The organism is Azoarcus sp. DN11 (genome assembly GCF_003628555.1).
Taxonomy (GTDB): Bacteria; Pseudomonadota; Gammaproteobacteria; order Burkholderiales; family Rhodocyclaceae; genus Aromatoleum.
The window spans coordinates 4,648,999-4,662,327 of the sequence record NZ_CP021731.1; the positions used below are offsets into that span (position 1 = coordinate 4,648,999).

12 protein-coding genes and 2 pseudogenes are annotated in these 13,329 nt (G+C 65.1%); 4 read left to right on the top strand and 10 right to left on the bottom strand.

Annotated features, from left to right (window positions below; genetic code table 11):
• Positions 1–2: 2 nt before the first annotated feature.
• The 4 genes and pseudogenes from CDA09_RS21610 to CDA09_RS21630 form a co-directional block, all read right to left on the bottom strand.
• The gene (locus CDA09_RS21610; RefSeq protein ID WP_050417885.1) at positions 3–1,673 is read right to left on the bottom strand and encodes an ABC1 kinase family protein; all 1,671 of its coding nucleotides are present in this window, start codon (positions 1,671–1,673) and stop codon (positions 3–5) included.
• Complete coding sequence (locus tag CDA09_RS21615) at positions 1,673–2,533, bottom strand: DUF2934 domain-containing protein (RefSeq protein ID WP_083447102.1); 861 nt, start codon at positions 2,531–2,533, stop codon at positions 1,673–1,675. Before CDA09_RS21615 ends, CDA09_RS21610 begins: the two co-directional genes overlap by 1 nt.
• Positions 2,534–2,622: 89 nt before the next feature.
• Positions 2,623–3,249 carry a TetR/AcrR family transcriptional regulator gene (locus tag CDA09_RS21625; protein WP_050417886.1) on the bottom strand — a complete coding sequence of 209 codons (627 nt, stop codon included), beginning with the start codon at positions 3,247–3,249 and terminating at the stop codon, positions 2,623–2,625.
• 89 nt (positions 3,250–3,338) lie between these two features.
• Positions 3,339–3,575, bottom strand: a pseudogene (locus CDA09_RS21630) (transposase); the annotation flags it as partial.
• 251 nt (positions 3,576–3,826) lie between these two features.
• On the opposite strand from CDA09_RS21630, the pseudogene CDA09_RS21635 reads away from it, so the two are divergent.
• Positions 3,827–4,956: pseudogene (locus CDA09_RS21635) on the top strand (ISAs1 family transposase).
• Between the two features lie 314 nt (positions 4,957–5,270).
• Here the strand turns inward: CDA09_RS21635 and mobH are convergent.
• On the bottom strand, positions 5,271–7,082 hold the full coding sequence (gene mobH, locus CDA09_RS21640) for a MobH family relaxase (RefSeq protein WP_050417887.1): 1,812 nt from the start codon (positions 7,080–7,082) through the stop codon (positions 5,271–5,273).
• Between the two features lie 246 nt (positions 7,083–7,328).
• On the opposite strand from mobH, the gene CDA09_RS21645 reads away from it, so the two are divergent.
• Genes CDA09_RS21645 through CDA09_RS21655 form a run of 3 tightly spaced genes read left to right on the top strand, consistent with a single transcriptional unit; the run spans position 7,329 to position 8,567 of the window.
• Positions 7,329–7,715, top strand: a complete 387-nt coding sequence (locus CDA09_RS21645) for a type II toxin-antitoxin system PrlF family antitoxin (protein ID WP_444541836.1) — start codon at positions 7,329–7,331, stop codon at positions 7,713–7,715.
• The gene (locus CDA09_RS21650; protein WP_050417889.1) at positions 7,715–8,179 is read left to right on the top strand and encodes a type II toxin-antitoxin system YhaV family toxin; all 465 of its coding nucleotides are present in this window, start codon (positions 7,715–7,717) and stop codon (positions 8,177–8,179) included. Before CDA09_RS21645 ends, CDA09_RS21650 begins: the two co-directional genes overlap by 1 nt.
• Positions 8,180–8,198: 19 nt before the next feature.
• A complete protein-coding gene (locus CDA09_RS21655; RefSeq protein ID WP_050417890.1) occupies positions 8,199–8,567 on the top strand; it encodes a DUF3742 family protein in 369 nt (122 codons plus the stop codon).
• A 25-nt stretch (positions 8,568–8,592) separates the two neighbouring features.
• Here the strand turns inward: CDA09_RS21655 and CDA09_RS21660 are convergent, their stop codons facing one another.
• From CDA09_RS21660 to CDA09_RS21680, 5 genes are read right to left on the bottom strand one after another with little or no spacing between them, the layout of a single operon-like run.
• Complete coding sequence (locus tag CDA09_RS21660; RefSeq protein WP_050417891.1) at positions 8,593–10,122, bottom strand: conjugal transfer protein TraG N-terminal domain-containing protein; 1,530 nt, start codon at positions 10,120–10,122, stop codon at positions 8,593–8,595.
• A gap of 15 nt (positions 10,123–10,137) precedes the next feature.
• The gene (locus CDA09_RS21665; RefSeq protein ID WP_050417892.1) at positions 10,138–10,494 is read right to left on the bottom strand and encodes a hypothetical protein; all 357 of its coding nucleotides are present in this window, start codon (positions 10,492–10,494) and stop codon (positions 10,138–10,140) included.
• Positions 10,491–11,891, bottom strand: a complete 1,401-nt coding sequence (locus tag CDA09_RS21670; protein WP_050417893.1) for an integrating conjugative element protein — start codon at positions 11,889–11,891, stop codon at positions 10,491–10,493. The genes CDA09_RS21665 and CDA09_RS21670 overlap by 4 nt, the downstream gene beginning before the upstream one ends.
• A 10-nt stretch (positions 11,892–11,901) precedes the next feature.
• Positions 11,902–12,852, bottom strand: a complete 951-nt coding sequence (locus CDA09_RS21675) for a TIGR03756 family integrating conjugative element protein (protein WP_050417894.1) — start codon at positions 12,850–12,852, stop codon at positions 11,902–11,904.
• Entirely contained in the window at positions 12,849–13,301 is a 453-nt protein-coding gene (locus tag CDA09_RS21680) for a TIGR03757 family integrating conjugative element protein (protein WP_083447103.1), read from the bottom strand. Before CDA09_RS21680 ends, CDA09_RS21675 begins: the two co-directional genes overlap by 4 nt.
• Positions 13,302–13,329: the final 28 nt, after the last annotated feature.

Genomic DNA, 13,329 nt, shown 5'->3' on the forward strand with positions numbered 1-13,329 from the left:
CTCTAGCCCTTGCCGCCACGCCAGATGGAGAACAGCACCCAGATGCCGCCGATGACGGCGGCGATGAAGCCGAGCAAGCCGAAAGATGGCAGGCCGGGCTCGCGCTCGACGGTCATGACGATGGCCGAGCCGATGATCAGGGCGGCGGTGACGACGCTGATCGCCAGGCGGCTGGCGGCGCGGTCGAGACGGTCGCCGAAATGCTTGAGGGGCAGGACCTCGACTTGCACCAGGAGCTTGCCGCGCCGCGCGGCGCGCAGGAGCTGGCGCAGGTCTTGCGGCAGCCCGGCGACGAGGGCAAGCGTGTCGCGCAAGGCGCGCCAGCCGCGCCAGACCAGGGCGCCGGGCGCGGCGTGGGCGAGCAGCACCCGTTCGAGAAACGGCGTAGCCTCGCCCGCCATGTCGAAGTCGGGGTCGAGCTGGCGCCCCAGTCCCTCCAGGGCGATGAAGGCCTTGATCAGCAGCGCCAGGTCGGGCGGCAGGGTGAGGCCGTGCTCGCGCAGGATGGCGACCAGGTCGGAGAGCATGGCGCCCAGATCGAGGTTCTTGAGCGGCACGCCGTGATACTGGTCGGCGAAGGCGTCGATCTCGGGCTGCAAGGTCTCGCTGTCGATCTCGGCGCCGCCGCTCCAGTCCAGCAGCACTTCGGCCACCTTCTCCGCATCGTGGCTGACGAGACCGTGCAACAGCACGGCCAGCTGATAGCGGCGCTCCTCGGAAAGGCGCCCGACCATGCCGAAGTCAATGAAGGCGATGCGGTTGTCCGGCAGGTAGAAAACGTTACCGGGATGCGGGTCGGCGTGGAAGAAGCCATCTTCGAGCATCATCTTGAGCACGGCCCGGGCACCGCGACGGGCCAGCAGCCTGCGGTCGAGGCCGGCCGCGTCCACGGCGGCCAGGTCGCGGCCGGCAATGCCATCGACATAGTCCTGCACATTGAGCCGCCCGCCGGTCCACGGCCAGTGGATGCGGGGAACGACGATCTCGGGGTGATCCGCGAAGTGGGCGGCGATGCGCTCGGCGCTGCGGCCCTCGGCGGAAAAATCCAGTTCGCGGCGCAGCGACAGGGTGAAATGGCGCACCACCTCCCGCGGCCGGTAGCGGCGCAACTCGGGCGCTTCCGCCTCGACGATCTCGGCGAGACGGGCCAGCAGGCGCAGGTCAGCCTCCACGATCGGCCGGATGCCGGGGCGCCGCACCTTGAGGATGACCGCCGTGCCGTCAGCAAGCCAGGCGCGATGCACCTGGGCCAGCGAGGCCGCCGCAAGCGCCTGCATCTCCAGGCGCGGAAAGATGGCCTCGGGCGGCTCGCCCAGGTCCTCCGTCAGTTGCGGCAGCAGCTCGGCGAAAGGGATGGCGGGCGCCGCGTCCTGCAGCTTGCTGAACTCGGCGATCCATTCCGGCGGGAACAGATCTACGCGGGTGGCGAGGATCTGCCCCAGCTTGACGAAGCTCGGCCCCAGCTCCTCCAGCGCCCGGCGCAAGCGGGCCGGCGGCTCCAGCCGCGCCAGTTCCTCCGGTTCGTGCCAGTGCAGGGCGCGGCCGGCACGTTCCAGGGCGCCCGCCATGCCGATCCGCCGCACCAGATCGCCGAAGCCGTAGCGGATCAGGACTGAGGCGATGTCATGCAGGCGGCCCAGGTCGCAGACGGCGCCGATCGCTTGCCATAGCATCAAACGTCCTTGCCGGTCTCTTTCGATTCCAGGCGGGCAGCGATGCCTTGGAGCAGGCCGGCGGCCAGACCGGCCAGCAGCGCGGCTTCATGGCGCACGACCTCCGCCCCTTTCTTGGCCTGTTCGCGCGCACCTGCCGTAACGGCCTGGGTCAGTTGCTCGAGCGCGATCCGGGTACGTTGGCCGACGGCCGAGCCACTGCTGCGGGCATGTTCGGCAAGCTCGGTGAAGGTGGCCTGGACAGTGCCCCGGGTATCGCGCGCTGCGTCCTGCAGCGTTTCGATGAACAGCGTCTGCAGCGTGGCCAGTTCGTCCGCCGCCTGCTTCAGCCCCTGCCGGGAGAACTCACTGGTGCGACCCGTGGCCTCCTGAATGGCCAATTGTGCGGCCTCCGCTGCGCCGGCCAGCGCCTCGTCCAGACCGCGCATCGCCTCTTTCAGCGCTTGTCCGCCGCGTTCCCCGAGCGGCACGGCGCCTTCGCGGGCGCCTCTGACCACGGCCGCCGTCACGCGTTTGAGTGCATCGGCATCAAGATGCCCGCGCGTGAGAGCATCGAGCGTGATCGCACGCACCTGAGAGGCGACCGCGGCCGGGTCGGTGGCAAGTGCGCCTTGTACGCGTTGCTCGAGTTCCTCTGGCGTCATGGAGGGAAGACGTCCCTGCTCCTTGAGCATCCGGTCGATCTCGGCCTCGGCCTCCAGCCAGTCCTCTGCCACGTTGCCGCCCACAAAGCCGCTCTTTTCCGCGCGAAAATAGGCGGCCTCCGCGATCATTCGATAGCGTTCCTCGGCGGTGACGGGCGGATTCTTCTCCGCAACGGATTCCTGCGCCGCATTCGAAGTGGAAGTGGATTTGGCCATGGTCGCTGCTCCTTTTCAAAGTGAGAGTGTGGAAAATCCGGCGTGTGCGGGGCCGGGTATCGGTATGAGCTTGTCCAGGCGCCCCATCCTCAGCGTGCCTCCCCATCGGCTGAGGCCAGCCTCCCTCGCAGCAGATCGCATACGTGGCGTGCCAATACCTCGGGGTTGTCCTGCTGGGGCCGGCGTCCTGGCATGAACTTACGGGTTGCACCGGCTTGGAAATGGAAGATCACCAGGCCAAAGATCGACATCGCGAGCAGGTGGGCATCCACATGTGGGTCCAACTCGCTGGCGAGATCGTGGACGGCAACGAACATGTCCCTGAATACCTGTTTGGCCAAGGTACTCTGACGCGCCTCGTTGGTGTCCAGCAGTACCCACTGCACCAGCCGCAGAAAGTCCTTGTCCGAGGCCATCATCCGGGCGAGCCCCGCAACAAAGCATTCAAGCCGTTTCCATGGGGTGCCGTTGCCGGCCAGCATGTCTTTCAGTGCGGCCACTCTTTCCCGGAATTCGTAGGCCACTGTATCGAGATAGAGCTGGTTCTTGTCGGCGAAGTGGTAGTAAAGCGCCGCCTGGGTGAGGCCGACGGCGGCAGCGATATCGCGCATCGAGACGCCGTCATAACCGTGCCGCGCAAACAAAGGCGTCGATAGCTCAAGAATCTCTTCCCGCGTTTTTCGCTTGCGAATGATCCTAATCGGCTGGCGGATCATAGATTGGTGGCCCTTCCGATAAACTTAACGAACGATCAGTATATCGCTGTCAGATGTGGTTTGCACCATCCAGCCTACTGAGAACCTGTTCACAATCCTTTGAGCAGTAGTGCGATGAAGGCCAAGTGGACGAACTGCAAGCTGGTGTTGAGTTTCCGCTCGCAGTTTTTCCAGTGGCGGCGGCATTTCTCGATCCAGGCGAATGACCGCTCGACGACCCATAGCTGAGGCATGACGGCAAAGGAATGCAACTCGCTGTGCTTGGCGATTTGGACTTCAGCGCCAAGCCATTCCTCAACGGCATGAGCGAATGGCTGGCCGACATAGCGTAAGCGCCCGGAAAACTCACCTGTCCCATGGCGCGGTCATCCGCTGAAGATCGTGTCCACCAAGTTCGATGGTGGACACTATGGACTATGGACGTTGGCATCCCGCGCCGAGCCCGGCGAACAGGCAGGGCAATCGCATGAATCCGCGGTGGCGCCCCGTGAGAATTGTCGTTGACAATCATGATGTTACGAAGGGGCTGTTCACAAGCGTTTGTTTTGTGTAGTTTTCTGTCTTTTTGGGGCGACTCATGGAGACGGAAGGCCGGTTGCGGTTGGCGGACGTGTTTGTGTCGATCAGCGACCCGCGTCAGGCGAGGAAGACGCGCACGATCTGGTGGAGGTGCTGGTAGTGGCGGTCAATGGCGTCCTTGCCGGAGCCGATACCTTCGTCGAGATCGAAGGGTGGGCAAACGAGAAGCTCGCGTGGTTTCGGCGTTACCTGAAGCTCGAACACGGCATTCCGTCGCATGACACGTTTGGCCGGCTGTTCGGGCTGATCGATCCGAGCGAATTCGAAGCCGCCTTCCGGCGCTGGGTCAGCAGCATCCTGCCCGCACTGGGGCCTGATGCGGTGGTCGCCATCGACGGCAAGACCAGTCGGCGCACGGGCAAGGTCGATGCGACCGCGTTGCATTTGGTGAGCGCCTTTGCGGCCGGTGCAGGGCTGGTGCTGGGGCAGACGGCCACGGCGCAAAAATCCAACGAGAAGATGGCGATTCCGACGCTGCTGCAAACGCTGGCCCTCGAAGGCTGTATCGTGACGATCGATGCGATGGGCACGCAGGCCAACATTGCGCAGGCAATTCGCAACAAGAACGCCGACTATGTCCTGGCGGTCAAGGACAACCATCCGACGCTCGCCGAGGCGATCGGCGATTTTTTTACCCAGTTCAAGGCAACTGCGCCTGCCAAGACGCCCCACAGTTTCTACCAGGACATCGACAAGAACCACGGACGCATCGAGCATCGCCGCTGCTTTGCCTTCGATCAGCTCGACTGCCTGCACAATCCGGCACAGTGGCCTGATCTCAAATCCTTCGTCGTCATCGAATCCGAGCGCACGATCAAAGGCAAGACCACCTCCGAGCGGCGCTGCTACATCAGCAGCCTGCCGCCCGATGCGCAGCGCCTAGCCCACGCCGTCCGCTCGCACTGGGCCGTCGAGAACCGTCTGCACTGGTGCATGGACGTCGTCTTCGGCGACGACCAGATGCGCGCCCGCACGGGCCACGCCGCTCACAACTTGGCTGTGCTCAAGCACATCACGCTGAACCTCATTCGCCTCGATCCCATCCCCCGCAAAGGCGGAATCAAGCTGCGCAGGCTTATTGCCGCAACATCCGACGAATACCGCGCTCACCTCTTCGGTCTGGAGTAGCCGCATTCATGCGATTGCCCTGGGCGAACAGGTGCTCATTGCCAAGTACCAGGGCATCGTGTGCTACGAACGCAACCGCCAATGACGAGGTGGAAGCGATGCTTTACCAAAGATGAGGGGAGGCCCCTCGAAGTCGGCTTGCAGGGGCGGGCTCTTTGTCAGTTTCTCTCCTGCCGTGAGTGACAGAGCGGCGAAAGCGATGCGGGAGACCATGCGTCACTGGCGGCTGTATCATCGTGGTGACCTTCCTTTGGACGATCTCGTACGTTGGACTCGCTCCGTGATTCATGGGTGGGTTGCCGATAGGTGCCTTCCTACACAGGATCGGCGGCAGCAGATACCGACAGGTAAGGGTTGTTCGGTGGCATATCGCTGAACAGGACTCGCGGGTCTTCCAGCAGGTAGCCGTGGAGTCTCCGCGATTTCCGCGGCCCTGTGACTGCGCATATCCAGATGTTCAGACCATTCTGCTGCTTGCGGTGCAATTGCAGCTTCTCGAAGCGTTTTTGCACCCATTGCCAATCGGCCAGTTGGTCTTGCTTGGCAAGGAAGGCAGTTCTTGGATGTTCCTGAGCGTAACGCTGGAACACGCCAGGGCTGACCAGATAGACGGTATCGGCGACCGTATGCACCAATGCCTTGGTGTCGTTGATGATGAGCTTGCGCTCTTCGATATGCCGGCGCAGCCAGGCGACGAAATGCTCGCCTGACGGCGTTTCCTCCAATCCTGGAGTCGACGCAGACGCCGCCGAGTCGGCCGGTAACCTTGATTCACCTGACTCAAGAGGCGGCTCTTCCAGGGTTGGAGAAAACATTTCGGAGGTCGACGAGAGAACGGCCGATGCGATATCTGGAGTGTCGAGCAGATCCAGAAGCGCCTCGACGCCTTCGCCGGCTGGCTGCGCCGACAGAGGCTCGGAGGCGGCCGAGTCCGGTACGGCGGGCAACGACGCGGAAACTGTTGGTTCCCCCTCTTCCTGCACCACCGTCACTGTGCCGGCGAACGGTGTGGGCCGCTGATTACCTTCCCAGATCAGGGATGGCGCGAGGCGCAGGAGCGTGAAGGTGTGAGACCAGCCCGCGTCGCTGGTGATGGTGGCCTTCCAGATAGCCTTTCCCTCCGGCGTCGGCTGCGCAATGCCATGATCCTGCAGCACGTTGAAGACGGCGGTGTTGCTGGACGGAATGCCATCGACGCCCTGGACCAACAGATGGGCGCGCAGCTTGTCCGAGACCGTTTTGCTGACCAGCCACAGCGCGTCCTGGGTCAGCCATCCGTCCGAGGCCTGGGGCTGGTTCAGCTTGAACTCTTCCTTGAGCAGGTAGCGCAATCCGTCGAGGAGCTTGCGTTGGAGCGCATGGCGGGGGGCCGCCAGCGCCTTGGCCGGATCACCGCCCAGCGCCTGGGCGACCGAGGCCTGATCGGCCTGCACGACCAGTTCCCCGAGCATGCCGGCATGCTCGTACTGGCCGGCCAGCACGTACAGGAGTGCCGACCACAGGTCGGGATATCCGCTGAGCCAGTCGAAGATACCGGCGTCGAGCAGTCGGGCGTAGAGCAGCCCGGTGGCTGCGCTGTGCAGCCGGTATTCGCGCGCCTTGTGGTAGCGGAAGCGGTACGGCTTCCGGAGCGGACCATGCCAGGGATGCCAGATCGTGCCGTCGGCATACTCGACATGCAGGTCGACGGCGACCTTGCCGACGTCGTGCAGCAGTGCTGCGTAGGCGATGCCGGCGGTCCAGGCCTCGGCCTGGGCGGCCTGGGTTTCCGGCGTGGCACCGGCCGGCAGGAGATGGGGCTGTCGCAGCTTCAGCGCGTAGGCCACGATTTCCAGGCCGTGGTCCAGCATGCCGCCCGGGTAGGCGTGGTGGTGGCTTTCCGAGGCTGGGAAATTCTGGACCAGCTCGGCGTAGCGCTCCAGTGGCGCCCGATACAGCGTGGCGAACTGGTCACGGGAGACGGACGTGCGCTGCCAGATGTGTTCCAGCAGCTTCTGCCGGCGCGGTGTCGCCAGCAGTGATGCGGCCGATTCCGTCCGCGTCAGCCCTTTGGGGGGCTCGGCGGAGGGAGTGGGCGTGACTGCGGTGGCAGGTGGCATCCGTTTGCGTTGGAACAGCGAGAGCATGGCGAATCCTGGATGGCGGGCTGTTCGGGGGAGCCTCTTGGCCCTTTCGGGTAGGGCCTTTCCCCTTGACCCCGTTCCCTTGCCCCTTCCCAGCCCTTTGTCCTTTGTCGGAAAGCCTTTGGTATAGGGCAGCGAAGGCAGCCGAGCCACAGCCAATGGGGGACTGGCCCAAATCGGATTCTGGCGGGAAGGCGGCCTGTGCCGGGCCTACGATGGGGCCTTCTCTTTCAACTGGACGGAGGTCCCATGCTCAAGCAGATTGACGATGTAAGGAATATTCCTTACCATGCAAGTATTGTCATCAGGAGAACAGCCATGCCTGAGATCCATGAAGTCGCCACGCTGACCTCCAAGGGCCAGATCACACTGCCCAAGCCCATTCGGCAGGCACTGGGCGTGGACGCCGGCGGAAAAGTGGCCTTCGACCTGCGCGGAGGCGAAATTATCGTGACCCGCGCGGACGCCGAACACGAAGACCCGGCCATCGAGGCCTTCCTGGGCCTGCTGGAGGCCGACATCCGGGCCGGTCGGCACGTCCAGTCCCTGCCGGATGATCTGGCCCGAGCCATGTTGGCGAATGCCGGCCACGCGGTCAATCTCGATGAAGACATCGACGGCGAAGTGGCGCTCTGATGCAGCGGCACGGCTGGACGCTCTTGTTCCACGAGGGCGTGATCGAGCAGTTGCGCAAGCTGCAGGTGGCCGCGGAGCGGGCCGAACAGAGCGACCCGCAAGGATTCGAGGGCAACGCCAACGTCAAGCTGTTTCGGGCGTTGAGCCAGTTGATCATGGAGGTCGTGCCGAGCGATCCCGCGCGGGACGAGTACCGCCAGGGCAACACCCTGGGGCCGGCCTATCGCCACTGGCGGCGCGCGAAGATCGGGCGGCGATTCCGCCTGTTTTTCCGCTACGACTCCAAGGTGAAGGCGATCGTGTTCGCCTGGGTCAACGACGAGCAGACCCTGCGGGCGGCGGGCAGCAGATCCGACCCCTATGCGGTGTTCGAGAAAATGCTGGGCCGAGGCAACCCGCCGAACGATTGGGCGGCGCTGGTGGCGGCGAGCCAGACGGATTGGCGTGCACCGGAGAATCCTTGAAACGTACTTGGTAGCCACCATGAAACCCACTGCACACACCAACTTCGCGGAACGCGCCGGCCGGACGCTGGGTCGGATGTGGCGGGGAATTGTGCGACTTGACCGGAAGGCGCACGGCCTGCTGATTGTGCAAGGATGGGCGCCTGGTGTGGCCTCGGCGGTGCTGCTCGTCATCAAGCTGGTTGTGCTCGGTGTGCTGGCCTACGCCTCACTCTGGCTGGCGGCGCTGCTTGCCCTGCTGGCTCTTGCTGGTTGGAGCGTGCGCGACCCAGCAGCTTGGAACGCGGAGGACGAGAGCAAGCCGGAATGGCGCGAGGGGCACGGCGGCTTTGGCTTGTATGACAAAAGCGAGTGGCGCCGCGACATGGGTGATCCCGACAATCCTTAGGCTAGCGACTGAATCGGGATCACCTTCACTTGGCGGATCCCTTGGCAGACGAGATCGCGAGCCGCGAACCGCTCCCTCCTGCTGATTTCGCGTCGCCGGTTGCAACGGCAAGCCCGTTCAGGACATTGCCGGCCCGAACGCCAACCCATCCCAGCGCAGCCACCCAGAATCCCGGCAGCACGATGAACATCGTCGCCATGACGAAGTTCAGCAGCATATCCCCGAAGGCATTGTTCAGGCCGATCAGGGGATCGAAGTTCGAATGCGGCCGGCTCGCGCCGAAGCCCCAGCCATAGAGCGCATCGAGGATCGTACTGTCGAGCCAGCGCGCGAGCTGGAACCAGAAGTCCACGAAGAACAGCGCGAATTCCGCGCAGCTCACCGCGACCAGGGCCTTCAGCTCGTAGGTACCGACCACCAGCACCAGCGGGATGCAGATGACCAGCGCCATCTTGAGCAGCGACAGCACCATCGGCAACGCCTGGCGGACCACGTCCATGGCCGGAAAGAAGCCCAGCGAGCCTACGGTCATCCCGAGGTCGCCGGCACCGCGGGTCACGATGTTGGGCAGCGTCTTCTCGATCTGTCCGCCGTAGTCGGTATAGACGGCGCCTTGGTTCATCTTCTGCTGCCGGGGAGAGACGACGGCGCGGATCACCGAGTCGTTGACCTCGTTCTGCGACAGGAACCCCGCCCAGCGGCCGATGCGAGAGAGCAGATCGGGATCGACTTGGGCCAGCAGGCGGGCGCGCAGCCCGCTGTTGCCGTCCGACCACCACTGCCGGCAGCTCGGATAGCCGCCGCCGCTGTCCACTTGGGCCAGCCCCGCGTCGCGGGTGGCGTCGTAAGGCCAGGCCGTGCGCGGGGTGCTCGAGTGGTAGGTGTCGTAGAAGCCGGCTGTGTCGAGGAAGTAGCTCGAGCCGATCCAGGTCACGTCGTTCATCTGCTCGTCGGAGAGCGTCGGCCGGCTCATGAACAGCTTGGCGCGCGAAGGTCCATAGCAGTCGTGCACGAAATCACCGACCTCCTGCGCCAGCACCGGGTCGTTGATGCGGGTGGAATCGACGTCCATGCGCATCTGCCGCAGATCGGTCCCGCAGGGAATCGCTGCCACCGCGGCGCCCGTGACGGCCTTGGAGATGGCGTGCATGAAGAACCACCACACCGGCACCAGCGCGCTCTGGTTGTTGAGCGTGGTGTAGGCGTTGGACCAGCCGGTGTCCTTCGGCTGCGGAACGCTGACCTGGCACTGGGCGGAGCGGGTCGTATCGAAGCGGATCGTGCTCAGATCCACCGGAATGAAGGGGATGCCGGCGAACATGATGACCACGATCGCCACCCAGACGCGGTTCTCGATGCGCATCGAGGACAGCACACCTTTGTTGCCCTCGTCCGCGCCTTCCGCGCGCGCCCGCAGCCACTCCTGGATGACGATGGCGACGAACGGCAGCGCGAACACGCCGCTGGCGACGAGGATGTTCCAGATGCCGTTGTTGACCAGCCAGCCCACCAGGGTCAGGTAATACTCCAGGTAGTCGGTCGTGTAGAGGGTCATGGCATCCTCCCCGCCTCAGCCATGGCGCAGCAGCTGACTGGCTTCGAGCAGCACGATGGTCGTCACGGCCGCGATCTCGACGCGCAGCAGGCGGTGATGCGCTTCGGCCGACGGCTCGCGTTGCAGCAGGCGCCGACGCATCCACCACCAGCCATAGGCCGTCGCTGCGTAGAGAAGCAACCGCCAGACGTGGAAGAGGGCGGAATGCGCACGCAGCCACTGCTCCCAGCCGTCGATGCCGCCGACGATGTGAATGCCGACTACATTCACGGCCACCGCGATTCCGGCCACCAGCAGCGTCCATAGCAGTGCGACGCCCACGCGACGGTTGAACAGCCACGTAGGCCACCGCAGCCACGTGCGGCCGGTCATGGCGTGCTCCGGGGCTTCTGGACTTCCTTGAGCCGGTCGCGCGTGGTGTCGCCCTCGAAGATGCCGCGCGAGCCACCGGCGCGGGTGCCGTGGCGCTGGACGATGGCCATCGCGGAGTTGCCCGCCAGCGTGCGCCGCAGCTCCAGCTCGGTCTTGAGGTTGTTGATCTCCTGCTCCAGCGCGCTGTTCTCCTGGTCGACCGCCTTCACGGCCAGCTCGTTGGCCGCGACGTTCGGCTCTTTCTTGCCGGTCAGCAGCGTCCGCTGCAACAGCAGTGCCTTCTCCAGCACGCTGGACAGCGCCGCCTCCGACGCCAGGCGCTTGCCCAGCAGGTCCTGGTCGGGCTCGTCGCGCAAGGCCTCGATCACGCCGCGGGTGATCGGCAGCGAATTGCTGCCGGCCGCTTCCAGGTTCGCTACCGTCGTCGGCTTCGCACCGGTCACCAGTTCCTGCAACGCCTGCAGCTTGGTCTCGTACTCCTCCTGGATCACCGGCGTGAGCCCGACCCCGGGAGTGGTCTGGGTCTTGGTGCAGCTATCGCAGGTGCGCTGCTCACGTTCGCCCAGCACGCGCGTCGCCCAGGCTGCAGCCGCACCAGGCGAGGACCAGGTCTGGCAGGTCAGCCGGTTGCCGCAGGAAGTGCGCGGGATCGACGAGGTGTCCGTCGCGCTGCGCCCGTTGAGCAGGTTGTAGCCCGCGCGCGTCATGTCGCCCACCACCTTGATCGCACTCTGGCCCGATCCGCCCGCGTTGCCGCCGCCGACCCAGGGCACGCCGTTGTTGCCCCTGTTCGACTCGGCCTGCTCGACGGCCGACACGGCATCGGTGCTGCTCACCGCATCGCGCAGTGCCATGCCCTCGGCGAGCTGGTCCCACCCGGCCTGCCCACCCGCCATGTCCGCCAGGCGGTTGGCGATGGCCCGGCAGGTCATCTTCGAGCGGTCGAAGTCCAGGCGAGCCTGCAGGACGCCGTTGGTGAGCAGGTTGTAGAGGCCCGGATCGGCGCGCTGGATGATCAGCGCCGGCAGCGACGCCACCGCACTGGTGGCGTTCTGGATCACGGTGCTCATGATCGCTTGGAAGCCGTTGGTGATGCCGTTGAGCTGGTTCTGCAGCGTGGTCGTGATGCTCATGTTTCCGCAGATCAGGTTGCTGTTCCAGCCGATCCCCACGCCGATGCTCTGCATGTTCCCAGCACCGCCCATGGACACGGCCCTGCCGCCACCGATGCTGTAGAGCACGTCATCGCCGATGACGCTGCCATTCACGCTGACGCTGCTGCGGTCGATGCGGGTCTGCGCCCAGGCGACACCGGCCGCCGTTACGGCACAGGCGAGCGCGACGGCCAGGGTGTAGGGCTTGGCACGCTGAGTGAAGCGGGAAATGAGTGCTTTCATCGGAGACACCTCACTGGAAATCAACGCTGCCGAGGAAGACCTGCCCCCGGCGTCGGCAGCAGGCATAGGGCCGCCACAGTGCCCAGGCGTAGTCGCCTTGCCGGGCTTGCACGCGCGTGTTGGTGTGCGGGAACACCGCGCAGGTGTTCGAGAGGGTCGGCGTCAGTTCCTGCCATTTGCCGGTGGAGGCATCGCCTTCCACCAGGGCACCGGCGGGCCAGTAGCCGGCGCGCGCGGTCGCGAGCAGCGGCTGGTAGACGTGGGGCTGGGCGCGCCGCGTCACGACGTCGCCCGCGCGCTGCGCCACCACGGCGCCGCTCTTGTAGTCGTCGGTCTGGTGCAGGAAGCCGCCGCGCGGATAGACGTTGCCCCACAGGTTCAGCGTCGTGCGGCCGCCGATCTCGCGCATGCCGGGGATCAGCGCTTCCGGGTACACCATCTCGGGGATGTTGTAGCGCCAGGCCAGCGTGTCGAGCGTGCTCAAAAGGTACGGCATGAAGGCGGTGCCGGCGCCCTGGCAGGTGTACCCGGATGCACTGGCGAACTGGCTGAACACCGAGCCCGCGGGATGCCCGATCACGTCCGCGTTCTTGAACTTGGCCAGGTTGTTCTCGTTGTCGTGGTTGGTCGTGCCATCACCGCCGGCCCGTGCTGTGGGATTGGGCATGCTCATCGCCCGCACTTCCACCCATGGGTTTTCGCCGGTGTTCGAGTAGCTGGACACCACGGCATCGGGTACGTAGTGGCGCACCTTGACCGAGGTGCGTACCGAGCAACCGAACATGGTGCAGAACAACCAGTAGCAGATGCCGACGACGCGGTACTCCAGGCAATTCGGCGACACGGCCGAGGAAATGATGGTCGCCGTGTCCAGGGCGAAGGTCGACGTGGCGCCGCAGAGCAGCAGCGAGGCCATGGCTGTCCGCAGGCGCCCGGACGGCGCGGTCGGCAGGCGGGTCATGGCCGTGCGCTCCGGTGGGCATCGATACGAGCGACGGCGCGTGCCACGTCGGGCTCGCCATAGACGACGTAGCGGCGATCGACCACCACCGCGGGAATCGCGGCAATGCCCAGGCCCCAGGCATCGGCGACATCTTGGTAGGCACGCCCGATCCGGCGCTGCAGTGTCTCTTTCCCCTCACGCAACCGCTGCTGCACGATGGCCTCGGCCTGGCCTGGATCGGCCGGCAGGCCGGCGGAGAGTTCGGCCTCGATCCGGGCCGGCAGGTCCAGCTCGATGATTCGCTCGCCACCCATGGTCTTGATCGGGTGATGGCTGTCGGTGACGACCAGCACATCGGCTGCTGCGAGCGGGCTGAACAAGGCCATGCACGACCACGCAGCCACCGCGACAGCCATGGATTTCCACGAAGCAAGGTCAGGAAGAAAGCCATAAGGTGAAAACTGCATGTGGCGCCTCAGTGGTGTCGATGCAGGT

What these genes read in the sequence shown, in the direction of transcription:
- CDA09_RS21610 (WP_050417885.1), bottom strand. Translation starts at nt 1,673, where the DNA reads ATGCTATGGCAAGCGATCGGCGCCGTCTGCGACCTGGGCCGCCTGCAT.
- CDA09_RS21615 (WP_083447102.1), bottom strand. Translation starts at nt 2,533, where the DNA reads ATGGCCAAATCCACTTCCACTTCGAATGCGGCGCAGGAATCCGTTGCG.
- CDA09_RS21625 (WP_050417886.1), bottom strand. Translation starts at nt 3,249, where the DNA reads ATGATCCGCCAGCCGATTAGGATCATTCGCAAGCGAAAAACGCGGGAA.
- mobH (WP_050417887.1), bottom strand. Translation starts at nt 7,082, where the DNA reads ATGCTCTCGCTGTTCCAACGCAAACGGATGCCACCTGCCACCGCAGTC.
- CDA09_RS21645 (WP_444541836.1), top strand. Translation starts at nt 7,329, where the DNA reads ATGCTCAAGCAGATTGACGATGTAAGGAATATTCCTTACCATGCAAGT.
- CDA09_RS21650 (WP_050417889.1), top strand. Translation starts at nt 7,715, where the DNA reads ATGCAGCGGCACGGCTGGACGCTCTTGTTCCACGAGGGCGTGATCGAG.
- CDA09_RS21655 (WP_050417890.1), top strand. Translation starts at nt 8,199, where the DNA reads ATGAAACCCACTGCACACACCAACTTCGCGGAACGCGCCGGCCGGACG.
- CDA09_RS21660 (WP_050417891.1), bottom strand. Translation starts at nt 10,122, where the DNA reads ATGACCCTCTACACGACCGACTACCTGGAGTATTACCTGACCCTGGTG.
- CDA09_RS21665 (WP_050417892.1), bottom strand. Translation starts at nt 10,494, where the DNA reads ATGACCGGCCGCACGTGGCTGCGGTGGCCTACGTGGCTGTTCAACCGT.
- CDA09_RS21670 (WP_050417893.1), bottom strand. Translation starts at nt 11,891, where the DNA reads ATGAAAGCACTCATTTCCCGCTTCACTCAGCGTGCCAAGCCCTACACC.
- CDA09_RS21675 (WP_050417894.1), bottom strand. Translation starts at nt 12,852, where the DNA reads ATGACCCGCCTGCCGACCGCGCCGTCCGGGCGCCTGCGGACAGCCATG.
- CDA09_RS21680 (WP_083447103.1), bottom strand. Translation starts at nt 13,301, where the DNA reads ATGCAGTTTTCACCTTATGGCTTTCTTCCTGACCTTGCTTCGTGGAAA.